The organism is Paenibacillus sp. FSL H7-0737 (assembly GCF_000758545.1).
Lineage (GTDB): Bacteria > Bacillota > Bacilli > Paenibacillales > Paenibacillaceae > Paenibacillus_AQ.
On record NZ_CP009279.1, the window covers coordinates 3549954 to 3567792 of the forward strand.

General features: G+C 40.2%; 17 protein-coding genes and 2 pseudogenes. 4 read left to right on the forward strand and 15 right to left on the reverse strand.

What is annotated here, in order from left to right:
* Positions 1-3 precede the first annotated feature (3 nt).
* Positions 4-1642, forward strand: a pseudogene (locus tag H70737_RS15235) (DUF6138 family protein).
* A gap of 725 nt (positions 1643-2367) precedes the next feature.
* Here the strand turns inward: H70737_RS15235 and H70737_RS15240 are convergent.
* Positions 2368-3084, reverse strand: coding sequence for a hypothetical protein (locus tag H70737_RS15240; RefSeq protein WP_042188484.1), 717 nt, complete (start codon positions 3082-3084; stop codon positions 2368-2370).
* 85 nt (positions 3085-3169) lie between these two features.
* Here H70737_RS15240 and H70737_RS30355 point away from each other — a divergent pair, with 85 nt between their 5' ends.
* The 3 genes from H70737_RS30355 to H70737_RS15250 all read left to right on the forward strand — a co-directional run bounded on the left by H70737_RS30355 (position 3170) and on the right by H70737_RS15250 (position 5158).
* Positions 3170-3367, forward strand: a complete 198-nt coding sequence (locus H70737_RS30355; RefSeq protein ID WP_269321845.1) for a hypothetical protein — start codon at positions 3170-3172, stop codon at positions 3365-3367.
* Positions 3368-3824: 457 nt separating this feature from the next.
* Entirely contained in the window at positions 3825-4424 is a 600-nt protein-coding gene (locus tag H70737_RS15245; protein WP_042188486.1) for a TetR/AcrR family transcriptional regulator, read from the forward strand.
* Positions 4421-5158 (forward strand): hypothetical protein, encoded by a 738-nt coding sequence (locus H70737_RS15250; protein ID WP_042188488.1) that lies wholly within the window; start codon positions 4421-4423, stop codon positions 5156-5158. The genes H70737_RS15245 and H70737_RS15250 overlap by 4 nt, the downstream gene beginning before the upstream one ends.
* Before the next feature lie 613 nt (positions 5159-5771).
* Here the strand turns inward: H70737_RS15250 and H70737_RS15255 are convergent.
* The 14 genes and pseudogenes from H70737_RS15255 to larB all read right to left on the reverse strand — a co-directional run bounded on the left by H70737_RS15255 (position 5772) and on the right by larB (position 17820).
* Positions 5772-6296 (reverse strand): putative immunity protein, encoded by a 525-nt coding sequence (locus H70737_RS15255; RefSeq protein WP_042188490.1) that lies wholly within the window; start codon positions 6294-6296, stop codon positions 5772-5774.
* A 15-nt stretch (positions 6297-6311) separates the two neighbouring features.
* The gene (gene asnB / locus H70737_RS15260; protein ID WP_042188492.1) at positions 6312-8189 is read right to left on the reverse strand and encodes an asparagine synthase (glutamine-hydrolyzing); all 1878 of its coding nucleotides are present in this window, start codon (positions 8187-8189) and stop codon (positions 6312-6314) included.
* A 162-nt stretch (positions 8190-8351) separates the two neighbouring features.
* Positions 8352-9290: an alpha/beta fold hydrolase gene (locus tag H70737_RS15265; protein ID WP_042188494.1), complete on the reverse strand. Its 939-nt coding sequence runs from the start codon at positions 9288-9290 to the stop codon at positions 8352-8354.
* Positions 9291-9567: 277 nt separating this feature from the next.
* Positions 9568-9792: a DUF896 domain-containing protein gene (locus tag H70737_RS15270; RefSeq protein ID WP_042188496.1), complete on the reverse strand. Its 225-nt coding sequence runs from the start codon at positions 9790-9792 to the stop codon at positions 9568-9570.
* Between the two features lie 26 nt (positions 9793-9818).
* The gene (locus tag H70737_RS15275; protein WP_231573276.1) at positions 9819-10241 is read right to left on the reverse strand and encodes a MarR family winged helix-turn-helix transcriptional regulator; all 423 of its coding nucleotides are present in this window, start codon (positions 10239-10241) and stop codon (positions 9819-9821) included.
* A gap of 146 nt (positions 10242-10387) precedes the next feature.
* Positions 10388-11485 carry a HAMP domain-containing sensor histidine kinase gene (locus tag H70737_RS15280; RefSeq protein WP_042188498.1) on the reverse strand — a complete coding sequence of 366 codons (1098 nt, stop codon included), beginning with the start codon at positions 11483-11485 and terminating at the stop codon, positions 10388-10390.
* An 83-nt stretch (positions 11486-11568) separates the two neighbouring features.
* Positions 11569-12207, reverse strand: a complete 639-nt coding sequence (locus tag H70737_RS15285) for an ABC-2 transporter permease (protein ID WP_042188500.1) — start codon at positions 12205-12207, stop codon at positions 11569-11571.
* Positions 12208-12224: 17 nt separating this feature from the next.
* Entirely contained in the window at positions 12225-12860 is a 636-nt protein-coding gene (locus tag H70737_RS15290) for an ABC-2 transporter permease (protein ID WP_042188502.1), read from the reverse strand.
* Entirely contained in the window at positions 12853-13722 is an 870-nt protein-coding gene (locus tag H70737_RS15295; protein WP_042188504.1) for an ABC transporter ATP-binding protein, read from the reverse strand. Before H70737_RS15295 ends, H70737_RS15290 begins: the two co-directional genes overlap by 8 nt.
* Positions 13719-14099: a GntR family transcriptional regulator gene (locus H70737_RS15300; protein ID WP_042188506.1), complete on the reverse strand. Its 381-nt coding sequence runs from the start codon at positions 14097-14099 to the stop codon at positions 13719-13721. The genes H70737_RS15295 and H70737_RS15300 overlap by 4 nt, the downstream gene beginning before the upstream one ends.
* Before the next feature lie 160 nt (positions 14100-14259).
* Positions 14260-14937, reverse strand: coding sequence for a M14 family metallopeptidase (locus H70737_RS15305; protein WP_042193970.1), 678 nt, complete (start codon positions 14935-14937; stop codon positions 14260-14262).
* A gap of 122 nt (positions 14938-15059) precedes the next feature.
* The gene (locus H70737_RS15310; protein WP_042188508.1) at positions 15060-15707 is read right to left on the reverse strand and encodes a HupE/UreJ family protein; all 648 of its coding nucleotides are present in this window, start codon (positions 15705-15707) and stop codon (positions 15060-15062) included.
* 19 nt (positions 15708-15726) lie between these two features.
* Positions 15727-17067: pseudogene (gene larC / locus H70737_RS31250) on the reverse strand (nickel pincer cofactor biosynthesis protein LarC).
* 3 nt (positions 17068-17070) lie between these two features.
* Positions 17071-17820, reverse strand: a complete 750-nt coding sequence (gene larB / locus H70737_RS15325) for a nickel pincer cofactor biosynthesis protein LarB (RefSeq protein WP_042188514.1) — start codon at positions 17818-17820, stop codon at positions 17071-17073.
* Between the last annotated feature and the right edge of the window lie 19 nt (positions 17821-17839).

Consider the following 17839-nt stretch of genomic DNA (forward strand, 5'->3'; position numbering starts at 1 on the left):
GAGATGAAAGCGGCAATTTATGAGTGGTTTGAGGAACAAGAGAAACGAAAGGACGTGGAGGGCGCTGTCAAGCGTACCACGCTGCAAGTGGGCATTTTTAACGACATTGTGCTGGATTATCGACCGGGTAGGACTAGCGTTGGCAGTTCGGATTTTGGAAGGAATGCTTCAGGGCGCAAGTCGATGAAGGCGTCTCCTTTTACGCAAGAGGAGGTCTTGCATGAGGTGCAGCCCCGGTTGACGAGCATCGTAAGGGAGAAGCTGGACAAGTTGCATACGTCGGCCCTTATCGACTACCGGTTTACCTTGAAGGGAAGATTCGCAACGGCAGACGGGCCCGTGAGATTAACGGTGTTTGACATCGTATATGAAGAGAAAAAGCGGCAGCTTCTGGAGCGGGTTGAGTCCTATATCGAGCAAAAACTGGTGAAGGGCGCTTACCCGACAAAGCCGCTAGAAACTTTCTTTTTGACACGCCATCTGTTGGACCCGTATTTGTTCAACGAACCGGACGTCGGACGGACGATTGCTATATTTGACCGGATTCAGGCATTGAATAAAGAACGGGTACAAGCGCTGAGGGAGCATCGAAGCGATATCATTCGAGCTTTAACCCACTGGGCCGAGGAAGTATTCCTGCCACGTCACTATGATGTTACCCTTTCCAAATACAGAACCAATGAAAATGGAATCAAGCCGGATACGGATCTCAATCATATGGATGAGCCGAACCAGCCTATCGATCTGCTATTGTACGGCGCTGTGATGATTCTTCGTTACGAGCCAAGTTACAGTAAAGCCAAGGGCATGACTTTTCTGGAGCTTGCGAGGCAGCTGGGCAGCGGCAAAGCCGGACGCATGTTGAAGGAAGGTAGCGACACCTTCGCACGAGAAGACGTTCATCTGCGTGACGAGTTGACTGAATGCAAGGCTAACGATGTGTTTTCCATCATTACGGTCGTTATTCGTAAAGAAGAGGCTGGGGCGTACGAAAGGGCAATTTCATTTATTCTCTCCCTACTCCGGAAGGGTTTCCCAAAAAGCTACAAAATCAAGCTAAAATCCAGCGTGAGAGAGGCATTACCCATTAAAGGACTTGCCAAATCGGATACGCATCGTTTTTTCGCGAATGCACTGGCCTATTCCGAGCTGTATCCGTTATTGGAGGAATACGCTCGTGAGGCGATGGAAGAGTTTGTGTGGTACGAGGATACAGAAGGTGAGAAAAGCGTCATGCCAGGCAGTTATGCCGTATTCGGGCTGGGACTCACGGACGAGCGCTATTTTCCGTTGGTAGAAACATATGGCCCTTGTAGACGAGGAGCATCAGCTGGTGCAGGACAAGTTCACGGCTGTTTTCGCCGAGACCCATGGCATAACCGAACGCTCGATGCCCGCCTTGGTCGCTTGCCTGCGTTGCTCTCATGATTCGCTGAAGCTGAGGATTCAGCCAGAACTGGAAAGTGAAGACAAGCTATCGCTATTGGTGCAGCATGTCGAGGCTTTATCGAATTACGAGGCCGAACGAGTGCTGTACCCGATTTTTGGCAAGGCGGAGAAGCTGGCTACATTGGCTCGTAAGGCGCAGGAACCGCGTAAGGAGCTGTTGCTTCGATTGCTAAAGGCAGCGGAACAAGCTTGATGATAGGGAGGCTGCCTGTGTGAAGATCATTTGCAAATTTGCATACCACGTCACAAAACCTAGAGAAGATGATCGAAGCATTAAGATCGTTAAGCGAAGGAGCATGCACGGCAGCTCCTTTTACTTTTTTTGCCGCTAGCCCCGTTACGGGTGAACCGTATCATAAGTAGGGGAAAGCTTTTACAAATAGATCATTTAATATGGTCAGGGAACACACAGAGATACTATGATTTAATATGACTAGGTGGCATCTTACATTATGTACTCATTTCCTCCAAGAATAGATAAAGAAGCATTGCAACTTGAGGATTTTAACTCAATAGTCTTACTCGAAGCAAGTTAATAAAACAAAAATTTGGAGGGTAGCAAAATGACTGTAGATGATCATGCTCACTTAAAGTCTGGTACGAGTTTCTGATGAAAGTCTTGATTGAAGAACATACGGAGGATTCCGGAAGAAAGGTTAGTGAGCTTACATCTGTATATATTTGTCAGTGGATAAGAACATAGTCCCATTAGAACCCGAGCCCCGCGCGGTTTTTGTATTTTAAGGGATCAAGTTCTTGTCCTTTACTCCAGACAGGAACTTGATCCTTTAGCCGTTAATGGACAGGAACATGGTCCTATTACCGATTTGGTATTCATAAAATGAGCTTGAAAATAATTACCTATTTCATTAAATGGATGTCTAATGAAAGGTTAAATACTTAATGTTGTGGCAACTTTTACTCCTTGGTTTCTTTGTCCTTACCGCCGATTTTAAGTCCTAACTTTCCATTATATTTGCCTACCTGTCCGGCAACTCCTAAGCCTGCTCCTTGGCCGCCGCCGAGTTGTGCCTTGGCCTGGGCTCCGAGACCATTTTCGCCGCCAAGCTGTAAATGGGTTTGGAGTCCCGCGCCTTGACTGAACCCCAAGTGTCCTTCGGCATCAGCACTCATACCGTACTCTCCTCCGACCTGCGCCCCCGTATGAAAACCTGCCACTTGACCGCCACCTATTTGGCTTTTTGCCTGAGCCGCAATCCCGTAATTGCCGAAGGCCTGGGCTTCCGCATTGAGCCCTAGACCCTGGCTGCTGTCCAGATGAGTATTGCCTTGCGCATGGATTCCATATGAAGGAGTGCCCATATGGCCGCCCGCATACATACCCATGCTACCTAAGGCTAAATTCCCGCCAGCATTTAAACCAATGCCGTGTTTACCGCCTACTTCTATCCCGGTATTTAGCTTAATCCCCTGACCGCTGCATAAATTTTCGTTCATATAACCATTTATAAGTTCTTTTTTGGTGTTTTCGCTATCTGAGGGTATATCTGCCAGACTGCTTTCTGAACGGAAGAGATGGTAGTAATGAGAGTAAGGGAAAGGATTGTAACGGGTAAAGTAAGGGGATACGGATGGATCAGCCTGGCTGTTTGGATATTCGTTCCCAAAGGTCATCCGGGATACCTCCATTATTCAATTTATTACAACAGCCTATTCATGGATGACTTGAAGTGATACCCTTCCTAAGTAAATCATATGAATTCAAGGTTCGCAGCCGATGCACAATGAGCCGGGCGAAGTATCACTTATTTTTAACGGGGAAATCTACAACTACCGGGAACTGCGTAAATTGGTACCGGCGGCGTGGCAAGATGCTGTGCGCCACGGACCTGGTTGCTTCGGACACGTAGGTGGGCGGAATGACCGAAGTCAGGGACCAATCTCGTTAATTTTGTAAGAAAACATGGTTATTGATCAACTCATTTATATGGGTGGATTTTATATGCCGGAAAAAGTGGGGGAATCGGCAAAGGGACAAAGTTCTTGTCCTATAAGGGAATATGTTCTTGTCTTCCGATGTCCAAGGACACCAAAGTGCCTACATTTTGGGATTTTGACATAAAGTCACCTACATTGTAGCGGTGATTGTACTTACTGATACATACAAAGTATCTAGAGAGACTTTATAGCCGGATTTCTAGTTCACAAGGTAAGTAGTTCATTGACAGTCCACAGATTTGAACGGTTGTACGAGGAGTAAGTTTCTGATCGGGGGATTAGATACGAGATATGCGATGGGCAGAGCTACTAATCCCGGCATGGATTGGCAACAGTTTTTATTGACTGAACTACATTCAGTCAGTTATGATTGAATCATATTCAGTCGCGATAAAAATTACATTGGGAGATGGACAATGAAGAGAATATCAAAAGAACCTGATCTAAGACGCCAAGAATTAATGGATATTGGCTTTGAACTTTATATGAAAAATGGTATGGGAGGATTTAGCATAAAGGATGTCGTTAATCATGCGGGTGTTGCAACCGGCTTATTTTATTACTACTTTAAATCTAAAGAAGAGTTTGTTAATGAGATTTTGAATAATTTCATTGTGAAAAATGTAGAAAAAATTCAACATGCACTTAATTCAAATGAATTGACCGTTATGCAAAAAATGAAAGATTCTCTAGAGATATTTTGGACATTTATTGAAAAACTAGCACCATATAAACATGTGAGTTCTTATCAGACAGAACAACACTTCCAACTCGAGAAGAAATTATACAAGCAAATACACCCACTATTTCAACAGGTAATTGAAGATGGGATGAAAATAGGGATTTTCCACACTGCCAACGCATCGTTAACTTCTGGATATATTTTATATGGCCTTAGTAGTATTGCCCATTCGGAGATAGATTTAAATCTTGATATTAAGAAAGAGATCGTTAATCTAATATTAACCACACTACGATACGATTCAAAACATAAGAATACAGGAGAATTCATATGAAAATTTATATTAACGGAAACGATATTTCACAGGAACAACTTACAAAATGGAAAAGAGAACGTATAAAAAAGGTTTTAAATACATTAGGACATAATGAGCCTGAAATAAATGATACAGACGCCATGATAAAAAAGTTAGCTGAACTAAAGATGAGATATTCCTATAACGAAATGTACGATAAATTGAAATCTAAACTTAGATTGAGTGGAATGATTATGCGTGTCTGTGCTGCTTTATCTGGAGATAGACGGAAATTTTCAAAAACAGGTATCTATTTAGAGGGCATTTCGGCAGAAGAAGCTATAAAGGGAATTGATAGTTTAATGCTAGAGCAATCACGCGAGAATGATAAAGTAAATCTATCAGCTTGTCCTGATCATTATGTATTAAGACCTTTTGGAGAAAACGAACTGGAGGTCATTGAAACTACTGGTAATTCCCCGTTTCCTGTTCAATTCTTCATTGTCTTTGATGACGAAACAGGATTAAAAACACCTAGAGATAACTCTTATCAGTACCAATCAGCAGGTGTTGCCCGTATGAAAGACGGTACTATTATAGGTGGGGTTCGTCATCAATTCAAAGATACCAATACTGGGATAGAAGTAAGTCTTGTTGTTGAGTTCCCAGCGCTTTGTCCTACTAGACTTATAGAATCGCATCAATTGCATTTAGCATGTGAGTTTTCTTATTGGTTACAATGGATCAAGGATCATAAAAATAGTAACGGATAAACATTCTTGAAATAAAGAAAACATGCAGTTTTTTTATAATTAAGACTAAAGTATAGTGCTCATGCCTTACAAAGTTTTTGATGTAATCAATGTCGCCGTTTTATATTTTTTTGTTTGAGAAAGAGGTCATTTCAGTAGAATGTACTGAATTTTATCTAATAGAATGGGGGGGGAATTTCTATGTTTGCCATACTTTTAGCTATTAACACGATTTTGATGAAAATTGGAACCAAACAGGGCCTTTTCCAATTCATAGACATATGTACAAAATACGGGTTTTGTGAGGAAGTAGTATATAAATTAATGTAGCAAGCCAATTTAAACCATACTAAAGCCAATTAGCTGTCCATAATTGATATCTATACAATATTCAAAATTGTTCATAATAGCTTCCCTTTCATGAACAATCGAATCTCTTTTTAGAAATTGATATGTCTCTAACGAGTATTAAACTTTAAAGTGTATCAGAATCTCGGATTAAACTCTGTGTGGTTATATTTAATATGTTTATTGTTGATTGTTCTTTACGTACCTCTTAAATAAAAAATCTAAATATTACCATTAATTAACTTATATCAGTATCTTCATACACGTCAGTCTTATAGCTTCAATTTTAAAACATTTCTTTAGCTATCCTTAATTGTCTTTCCCGTTCTTTAGTGGCAGCCTCGGCCACTGAAAAATCATTGGATATGTTTACCATTTTAACGGCATAGTCACTGCTTACCATAGCGTGTCCTCTCATATGTCCAGTTGCAATGGCTTGTTCAAAAGAACGAGCAGCATACTTACTTGCTTCGGTTGTGGACTTTTTCGCTAATTCATTCACTATGAATCCAACTTTTCTTAAGTCAAAGGCTCTGATACCACCAGCTATACGTTTTTCTAGCGTTTCTATCCCTAAATCAATGCGCGGGTCATTTATAAGATGTTGATCCAGATGATCCAGGTGTTCAACAGCAACGCTCAAAGCCCATTTGGCCAGGAACTTCTGCGGTAATTTTTCAAGTGTCTCTTCAAGTTGATTTCTTAATTCATTATTGTCTACAATCTTTATCTTAGGACTACTGTAAGTAAATTCGTTAGTTGATTTTATTTGCTGCTCATGTTTATTCCATGCATATTCCTCAATGTTCAAACGATCTCTCCCCCATTACAGCACGGCACTCTTTAATTGCTTCAGATCTTCTTTCATAAAAAGCGTGTACCACACTGAAAAAATGTAAATTAGCCAGATTCTACGCGAATAATCACCTTTATTACTCCGATGCTGGATAAACATTTCTTCGATGATATTCATATTGAATATTTCTTCAATACCACTATAGCGTATTTGCTCAAACATTATATCTGAAATCGGGGTCTTAAGCCAATCACGAATCGGTACGGGAAATCCTAATTTCGGGCGATTCACAATAGCATCAGGAACAATTCCTTCCATAGCTTTACGCAAAGCGAGTTTTGTTGTATTTTTGCCAATCCGATTGGAGACTGGAATTTTACTAGCCGTTTCGAAAACCTCTTTATCTAAAAACGGGACTCTTAATTCCAATGAATGTGCCATAGACAGCTTATCTGCTTTTGACAAAATATCGCCAGGCAACCAAAAATTCATATCAATAAACTGCATTCTTGTCGTAGGATCTAGGTGTACTGTCTTATCATAAAAAGGCTTAACGATATCCGTCGGATGTAAAAAGCTATTTTGAGCGTGTACCGACTCATGGAGCAAGTTCATCTTTCCGCTTTTGTTAAAGATATTAGCATTACCGAAAAAGCGTTCCTCTAAAGGTGTCAGCCCCCGAAGTAAATAGTTTTTTCCATAAAAATGATATGGATATATAGACAATGATTTTCGTAACGAATCCTTTATGAAATTGGGCATCCATGAAATGGGTCTTAGTGCATCTGGCTCTCTATAGATCCGGTATCCTCCGAATAATTCATCAGCTCCTTCCCCGGATAGGACAACCGTGACATGATCTTTTGCAAGCTGATTGAGATGATAAAGAGCGATGGCGGAAGGATCCGCGACAGGCTCATCTAGATGCCATACCGTTTTCGGAATACTCTCAAAAAAGTCTTCTGTTGATAAAATGTGAAAATAATGATCCGTTCCCAGTTTAGCTGCCGTTTGATTTGCAATGATTGTTTCATTGTTTACCCCTTCAAATCCAATCGAAAAGGTCTTTGTGGATTCTTCTGCTTTCATCATTGCAGCTATAGCTGTGGAGTCAATTCCACTGGACAAAAAACACCCTCTATTCACATCACTTTGTAAATGAAGGTTTACAGACTCTTTCAATTTCCACTGAATTTCTTCCGCATAGTCAGCTAAAGATCGTTTTACCGGATGAAAATGGGGCTCCCAATATTTCTCGATCTTCATTTCACCTTCAGCGTTAACTAATACTCTCTCTGCAGGTCCTAATTTATGAATATGTTCAAACATCGTATCCGGTTGCGGCACATACTGAAAAGTTAAGTAGCTAAATAAACTTTGATACTGTAGCTTTCTTGGTACTCCGCGAACCGCAAGAATGCTTTTAATTTCCGAAGCAAATAAAAGATGATTCTCGTCTTTGTAATAATAAAAAGGCTTGATGCCAAAATGATCTCTGGCAGCAAAAAGGGTCTGTTCCTTAACATCCCAAATCGCAAAACTAAACATTCCTCGTAAATGATGGACACAGTCCTTACCGTATTCCTCATATAAATGCACAATGACCTCTGTATCTGATTGCGTTTGGAAGTGATGTCCTTTTAGCTTAAGCTGATCTCGTAGTGTTTTATAATTATAGATTTCACCATTAAAAACAATCCAAAGGGAACGATCTTCATTCGTCATCGGTTGATTTCCATCACGTAAATCTATAACGGATAACCTACGAAAACCGAGCCCAATTCGAGAATCGAGCCATACCCCTTCATGATTAGGACCTCGGTGATTCATTGCACCTGTCATTTGTTTTAAGGTTTCCTCTTGCGGGGGTTGTCCATTACACTTTAAGATTCCTGCTATTCCGCACATGCTATTGTAGTCCTTCCTATAGTAAAGATTAGGATATAGAGTGCCCACAATTGCATTGATCAATCATTTTTTTTAGAATCACGCTGGTGAATCGTACTTTAATCCATAAAAAAACGCCGAATGATTCACTATATGAATCGTTCGACGTTTTCTTATTCACTCTTATTTTATTTCACTCATGAAGCTTCTGAAATTCTCCACGATTTCTTTCGATTTAGTATGGTGTAAATAATGATCGCCTTCAAACATCATCATCTTCCCATGCAAGGAATCTTTGATCTGTTCTTCATGTAAAGCTGCCCAGCCCTCAACATCCGAATTATCTTTTACTAAGAAGAACATCACGGGAAGTTCTTTAGGGAACTTTAAGTTTTCTGCGGCTTTGAAGTTGCTTGAGAAATGATCTGCTTCGCTGATGATATTTGGATTCATCATGTTTTTAAGCGAAAGCATTCTATTTTGCTCTTTCGTTTTAGCATCAACATCGGGTGCAATGATTTGATCAGGCGAGAGTTTAACCAGCAATCTGTAGAAACCTGATTGTTTAAGTGATTTTAAGGCTGCTGTTGGAAGTTCATCGCCGGCTCCTTGTGCCGGAACACTGCTGTCGATCCCTACGAATGCACTAACTTCGTTTTTGTATTTGTTCACATAGTCTAGAGCATAAATTCCGGATATGGAGTGTCCCATCAGAATATAACGGTCTATATTTAATTGTTGTAAACTTTCATGTAACTCACTCACTATATTTTCAGTACTTCGTTCTTTTTCCGTGATATCACTTAATCCATAGCCAAATGGCTCAATCACAACCACTTTGTAAAATGGAGATAACTCGTCTACAAGCGGCTTAAAATCAATACCCGGCGCTGCAGTTCCATATCCTGGTAATAATACTACCGACTCTTCACCATTTCCTTGAATCGTGACGTTCATTTTTTTTCCATCTACAGGTACAAGCTGACCATAGGGTTCAATTTTTCCTTTCTCGATTTTGTTGCAGATCACATTAACAGTAAAAACAATGGCTAGAAAAAGCGCTATGGCTATGACTATAACTCCTATTGCTTTCAGTAAAAAGAAAAATGTCTTTTTCATCATGTAATTCCCGCTCCCCACATATTTATATCTTCTCTTCTGTCCATTTCATTCTAACAATCCAGTCTTAGATCCTGTGAAACACAAGTTTAAGTGAACCTTAACTTTCAGCATCAGCTAACGAAATCAAATTAAGCTTCCGTTAAGATAACTTTTATAAATATGATTTCACTTTCGTCCATTTGATATCATAAAAAAACACCTTTAGATATTCGCTGATTAGCCCATAAGACCATTCAACGATATTCTAAAGGTGTAAATTCACTTCATTAGCTAAATATTAGTTCAAAGTTTCTTTACGCGATAAACGAATTTTTTCAGGCGTAACATCATTTCCCTCAGGATCTACAATCGTTACTCCCGATAGACTGTTACGAACTTGTCCACGAATTTCACGCAGATAATCTTCACGCAAAGCGATCTGTTCCACCCATTCACTTTTTGTCAGACCTTCTTCACGTTCTTTCCTGGCTAGTTCATTAATACGAGTCAAACTGGTAATCATCTATGTTCCTCTTTTCTAAGTTTTGATTAGCTTGCTAATAAATTTACAACCATCTGTTTCATAAGCCTTCTTAATAATAAACGTTCTTCGGGTAAAATTCCTGTTAATAATTTATCCAATTGCTTATTCCATATACGTTCCACAGGTTCACAAAGATTACGTCCGGCTGGAGTTAGATACACTCGGCTTACTCTGCCATCTTCAGGATCTCTTTTTCGAACAACAAACCCATGACTCTCAAGTGATTTCACCATATTCGTAATAGTTGGAGGCTCACAATTCAGACTTTCGCTTAACTGGATCTGTGTCATTCCATCTGATCTCCATAACCGGCATAATAACTGTTCTTGGCCCACATGAAGATTAAATTCTCTAAGCAATGCTGCATAATCTCTACGCATTTCCGCTGAAATTCTATCCAGTAGTTCTCTTATCTCATCTTCAATCACAGCTTTTTCCCCCGAACCACCTTACAAATTAATTAGCATGCTAATTATATCATGTTTTTAAGAGGATTTCAAAGGTGGACGATTTTTAGATATCACCCACCAACGAATCCTCTTTAGGTTGGTACTTCATCATATGGAAATGGTCTTCAATTACTGTTTCTCGGGAGTCTCACTTCAAAGATTGTCCGCACCACACTGCTTTGCGCAGATACGGTTCCATTATGCTGCTCTACTATATTTTTAGTAATAAACAAGCCAAGTCCCGTACTTCCTGTTGGATGTGTTCGTGCACGATCACCCGTGTAAAACATATCAAAAATTCGTGGCAGCTCTTCCGGCTCAATACAATTCCCATAGTTAATTACTTCAACGACTACCTCGTTAGCGTCCAAGTAACCGTGAATATCAATAAATTGACCATCGTTTCCGTATCGGGCCGCATTCGTAAGAAGGTTCTCAAATACACGAGCTAACAATTCCCCGTCACCGTAAATCATCAGAGGTTGTGTCATATCCAATCTGGAGGTTAGGCCATTTTTCTCAAAGACTGGATATAATTCTTCATTTAATTGTAAGAGAAGCTCACTGAGATCAATCGAGGATTTCTCAAGCTTAAGCTTGCCGTAATTCATTCTTGTAATTTCAAACAGCTCATCAATCAATTTTTCTAAACGTTGAGATTTAGTATAAGCAATCGTCGTATAATGCCTGGTCTGTTCAGGGGTTAATTGATTGTCTTTCAAAATAAAATCCAAATAGCCGATAACCGAGGTTAGGGGTGTACGTAAATCATGCGCCAGGTTCAACACGAGTTGATCTTTACTGCTCTCGGCAATGTCTCCCCGCTCAATGGCTTCTTGCATATTCTCAATGGCTAGATTGAGATCATGACCAATCATTCCAAATTCATCTTTGGAGGGTATATCTACTCGTTCAGAGAAATCACCTGACGCTAGTTGATGAATCCCCTTTGAGATTTCTTTGAAGTATTTTGCATACGGCTTAGTGAATAAGAAGAAAAATAGAATGGCTAGTGGTATAAAGATAATTAAAAATGTATTCACATCTCCAATATCTCTTATTACATAGCGAACTTTGGTTAGTGGATTCTCAAATTTCACCTCAGAGTGATAATATCGCTGGAGCGCCTTATAGATTAAAAAGGTTATCCCACCGGATACTAGCATACTGGCCATCAGCAGCATAATCATTTTTGTACGAAAACTATAAATCATTTTAGGCATTAGATGTATACCCTTCCCCTACAGTATTTATCTTTGTAGTGATAATGGTATATGAATTCAATCTAAATCTCAAATTATTAACATCAGAGATCCTTCTTCTCAAAAATCCGCAAAGAAATGAGATAAGAACAGCTGAGTAAAAACACGTAAGCGAGTCCTAGTATGATATAAGGAATAAAGTTAGACTTCACTCCAGAGCTATGCCAGTTCTCTAGGTCAGGAAACCATTGAAGCAAGCTGCCGATCACGTTCGGACCAACCATTATAATCATCATAAATACGAGATTAACCACTTGCGTTCCTTTAGCCCCTAACCAGTAATGAATCGGTAAATAAAGCATAGCGAGGAGTGGGAAAATAGATATCGCAATACCAACCTCTTGCCAAAAATGAGGGGTTACCTCTTTACCTGTCATGATAATCAGGAGATAGGTAAAAGCAGTTGCTGCCAGCCCAACAAGCGCATACGGAAGGATTGAGAAGTATTTGGCACGGACAAGCTCTTGTCTCCGCACAGGGAGATTAACGAGAAACCGTTGCGTCAGCTGCTGAGTATCCATAGAACAGGAGCTTATCAACAACAGCATGGGTGGCATTACCGTAAATAAACTGAAGCTATGATAGTTCGAGTAAGCGATAAAAATAAAGAAAGGGATAAGCAGCATCAGAAATTTACGCAAAAGAATGAAGTCTTTTTGAATAAGATAAAATGAATGATACACTATAAGTCCTCCTTAGCTTATAACTCTTCCCTGCTAAACAATCGTAGTGAAATCTTATATGAGAAGTACAAGATGAATAGATAAACAATCCCTATCAAACCTATCTGCACCAGATGATCTTGCAGCTTTAAATGGGTTATTTTTGAGAAAACTGATGAATGTGAGAGTGAAGATCCAGCGTTTATGGTGGTTATCGTTATAACTACATTAAAAAAGATATTGAAGTAATAGTTTTTGTATCCAAGCCAATAATGAATCGGCAGATAAATAGACGCAGTCAAAGGAATCATAAATAACGTTAAAGATACCCCTATCCAATACACTGGGCTAATGGAATATCCAAATGAAAAGGAAATTAGAAACAAAGCAAAAGAGCAAACCAAACCGATGAAACTATAAGGAATCAGTGATAAGTATTTAGCCAAAACAATCTCTTGCCGACTTACTGGCAGTCCTATAACAAACTTTGTATTGTTATTCTGCGCATCCATTGAACAGGAGTATACGAGCAGTAGTAAAGATTGAAAGGTAGCAAACATACTGGAGCTATCCAATTGTACATATGCAACAAACAAAATACTCAAGAGAAATAAAGGAATGAAATTCCGCAGGAGAATAATGTCTTTCCGAATTAACAGCAAGAGATTAAACATACAAAGCGTTTCCCTTTACCGTAAAATACATGATTTCTTCCAGAGTAGGTGTCTCGCATATGGCATGATCTCTAAAGAATCGTTCGCACTCAGAGCGATTGTTCAGAAGACCCTCGAAACCAACTTCCGTCTCTCTAAGCCCGATGAACCATTTCCGCACATCCCGATCAAGCAACTCCTTGTTGCCTTTTACCAGCATATATTTATTAGGGAGAGATTCTTTCATCTCATTAAAAACTAACCTCCCCTCATTCACAAAAACAATATAATCCGCTATCCGGTCTAAATCAGTCGTGTTATGCGTGGAGAAAAGAATAGATTTCTTCTCATCCTGGATATGCTCACTAAGCAGATCAAGCAGTTCTCTTCGGAATATGGGATCAAGACCTGCAGTAGGTTCGTCCATGATGAGCAGGTCTGCACCGTGCGATAAAGCAATGGCGAGCGAATACTTCATTTTCATCCCTTTGGAGAGCTCCTTAATCTTTTTCCGCGGGGAAAGCTTAAACATCTCTATGTATTTCCTATAAGTCTCTTTATCCCACTGACTATAAAAGGGAGCAATCATCTTACTCATCTGATCGATGGTTAATTGCTCGTAAAAGTGATTCTCATCGGAAACATACCCAATTCGATCTTTGTACTTTGCATTTTTTATGGACGTTTCTTTGCCAAAAATCTCGATATTTCCTTGGTCCGGTTGTACCATACCCATCATCATTTTAATTAAAGTTGTTTTCCCTGCCCCATTGGGTCCAATTAGCCCCGTTATATACCCTTCCTTAATACCGAACGTAAGTTCGCATAGGCTAAAATGGCCATATTTTTTAGATATTTGATTCAATTGAATGACATCGTTCATTCTGTCTCCTCCTCATACAGCAGTTTCAACATCTCACTGAACTCAGCAAAATCAATCCCTAACATTTTACTCTCGTCGATAATCTCCTTCATCTTATTCTCCATGATCCGTAGCCGCTGCTCACGAATAAACTCCTGATCTGCACCAGAAACAAAGGAGCCTTTTCCCACAATGGAATTGATAAGCCCTTCTCTCTCCAGTTCTTCGTAAGCTCTTTTTGTTGTAATTACGCTAATCTGCAGCTCTTTGGCTAACAGTCGAATAGAAGGTAAAGGCGTACCTGAGACTAACTCTCCTTGCAGGATCATCTGGCGGATCTGACTTACAATCTGTGCATAGATGGGTTCACCGGAAGTGTTGGATATCAATATGTTCATGAACTCGTGCCCTCACTCCTAGTTTATGTGTATTCAATGTATATATGTAATATATACACTATACTCATTGTTGTCAATGATCTTTCAAATCCACACAAAACAAGCCGATTCCTATGAACTAAGGGTCAGCTTGCTTGGCATACAGCGTATCTAATCATCATCACATCAATCCAGCACTTCTTAAAAAGCGACTAACAATGTCTATCTGATAGCGAATACGAAGGTCACGATCAAGACTCCAGCAGGTTTCCACAGTAAATGCCTTCGCTCCTATGATACGGGAGACGGCTGCACGTGACGACCCGGGGCGCTCTCGTAAACGGATATTAAAATGATAAGAAGTATTAGCGATTGTACGATTAATGTCTTTTATGATACGTCTTGCCGTAACCGTACCTTGGCTCCCCGGCTTAATAATAATAGACTGACCTAGGCGTTTCGGATTTCTTTGAGACAAACCGTTCGCTTCATGGAGATCAAGGTACCAGGTGGGGCGATAACGCCGTACTAATTGAAGCAAGGCTACGGATAAGGGATGTTTGGCAGTTCCATTCCGAGTACGCGGAAACGTTCGGTTCAAATCGGGCACGCCCCGAATTCGTTTGCGATAAGCTTTTTGATTCATGAGGGGAACAATAATAAGCGTACCACGGTAAATATATAGTTCTCCTTGTCTTAAGTGATTCACGATGTTTTTCGCCGCACGAATGCTTGCCGTTTCATTCCCGTGTATGCCGGACACCACCATAAACACAGGACCAGGTAGCCCACCTCTGATCACGTAATAAGGGGTGGCATCGGATGTGGACGATGCTAAAGTATAATTTTCAATGATCATCATGCTTCACCTCCGCATTTAGGTGTCCATATATTTGTATTCCGTAGGACCCCAGTTGTCCTAGACAGATATATGCAAAAAAAGCCTGATTTCTCAGGCTTTAGACTTTACGTAATTTGAATCTAATTTAACCACAATTGAAATAATCCTTCGCGAACCCCGAGGTTATACATATAATAAATCCCAAAAATGAAACTAATAGATCCAGCTAGCTGAGTTAATGAGCGGTTCAACACTACATTCTTCTTACTGTAAACAAAAGGAATGCCAAGAATTGTCGTAAAGATAAGCATGCCACTAATCGTACCTAATCCAAATATCAAAATATACACGGCACATTCCCAAATTGAGGAGACCGTCGTGAGGGTAAGTAATACCATCGCCGCACTACCAGCTAATCCATGAATGAATCCGATGATGAATATCTTAATTAATGGAGATCTCTCATGAGTATGAGGTTCAATGTTTGACTTTTTTATAGACGCCATACTTTTAAACCCCAGATACACTAACATGATGCCAACGAGGAATTCTAAAGACATCGCCCATACTTCAGGTAATTCACCTTTTAACAGCACTAAAATCATTCCAACAATAAAAAGTGTGCTAGTATGACCTATGCCCCAAAATACTCCAGTTAAAGTTGAACGCCATAATTTTTTATTTGTGCCTACCATAGTAGAAACCGCAATAATATGATCAGGTTCTATAGAATGCTTGATCCCTAGAATAAATCCGAAAAACAGCACAGACAATAAGCTAAATTCCAATTCAATTTCCTCCTACCATTCAAATGCAGCTAGACTTTCGTACTTGATCGTAGACCCTTTTTAAAGGAATGCCATGCAAAAGGGCTATGCGCTTGCACTCCTCAAACTCAGGCGCCCACTGGACAACCTCACCTGCACATATCCCTTTTTTAATAGTCACGGTTCCCCACTCTGTTTCAACGGATTCAAACGTTCTTTCAAGACGGTGTACAATTAAGGGATAATAACGAATGCCTAGTGTTGTTGTTTCTTCAAATAAAATCTCCTTCATAACGCTTACATTTTCAGAAGAACAAAGGAGCTGTAGTAGTGTTCCTGGTCTGTTTTTCTTCATATAGATAGGTGTATAAAATACATCATTTGCCCCGTTCTCAAAGAGCAAGTCCATAACATAACCAAGCCATTCTCCGGGAATATCGTCTAGATTCACTTCCATTTTAACCATGTCTGTATCTATATGTTCATGATCAGGAGGTCGTTGAGATTTCATGGACTTACTCCTTTCATATTTGTGCTAATCCCCAATAATAACTCTTAACGCATTGGGTTGATCCGAGAAAGTCTTGGTACCCGCTCCATATCCAATAGATTGAATGTTCATCGATGGAAGGGAACAAAACTCCTGAACGAGCACCGCAATTAAGGCAGCTCCAGTCGGTGTTGTTAGTTCTGCACTGATATTCGATTGCTCCAATGGAATGCCTTTAAGCATTTCAAGTGTTGCGGGCGCTGGAACCGGATAAATGCCATGATCAATGCGAATCTTCCCTTTGCCTACTGGAACTGGAGATGACTTGACGGTTTCAATCTCCATTTGATGAATCAGGATGGCCGCTCCAACAATATCAATAATAGAATCTACAGCACCCACTTCATGAAAATGCACCTGCTCTAGTGGGATTCCATGAATAAGCCCTTCGGCTTCTCCGATTTTCTTGAAAATTTTTAATGCTGTATTTTTCACTTGATCCGAAAAGCCAGCAGATTCAATTAACTTAACAATATCTTTATACGACCGGTGATCATGGTGGTGATGGGTATGGGTATGGTCGTGACTATGTTCAGGATGATCATGCGTGTGTACATGTTCGTGCTTATCTGTGTGGCTATGTTCATGTAAAAGTGCGGTTTTTTCACCACCAGAACTTATGTTCGCTTCACTCTGCAACAGCACATCAAACTTGGTACAAGTAATGCCATTTTTAACGATCTTACCCCACTTTAGTTCGTATTCAGCTTCGATATGCAGCTTGCTTAGCTCTTCTCTCAAATGGATGGGATCAGCTCCTGCATCGATAAGTGCTCCAATGAACATATCTCCGCTAATTCCGGAAAAGCAATCCAGATATAATGTTTTCATTATTTACAGCCCCTTTTGAATAAGCTTATGAATTAATGCGGCGTCGTACCCTCCACCGAACCCGTTATCAATATTTACAACACTTATACCTGAGGCACACGAATTCAGCATTGTTAGCAGCGCTGATAGACCATTAAAGCTAGCTCCATAGCCAATGCTCGTTGGGACAGCAATGACTGGATGAGCAACTAATCCACCAACCACGCTTGGAAGAGCCCCTTCCATACCAGCGACCACAACAGATACAACTGCATTCTGGATCTCTTCAGCATGATGCAACAGACGATGAATACCGGCGACTCCGACATCATAAATACGATGCACAGTACTTCCAAGCACCTCTGCAGTAACAGCAGCCTCTTCAGCTACCCTAATATCCGAAGTGCCTGCAGCAATAACGGCGATATAGCCTTTAGAGATATCCTCAGTACCTTCATTAGCTTTCCAATATAGAATTCTTGCAATTTCGTTATATATCAAATCTGGTATTACCTTTAAAATATCTTCAGCCTTATCCGAAGAAATTCTAGTGACGAGTACCTGATTATTCCGCGTACGTAAGGACTGGACAATAGCAATGATTTGTTCGGAAGTTTTACCTTCACCATAGACAATCTCAGGGAATCCTTGACGTTTTTTTCGATGATGATCCACTTTCGCGAACCCCAACTCTTCGAAAGCAGCCAAATGCTCTTGTGCCTCTGACACACTAAGTTTTCCATCTTGAACTTGCTTTAAAATGTCCTCGAGCATTTCGTCACCTCTTTAGTTC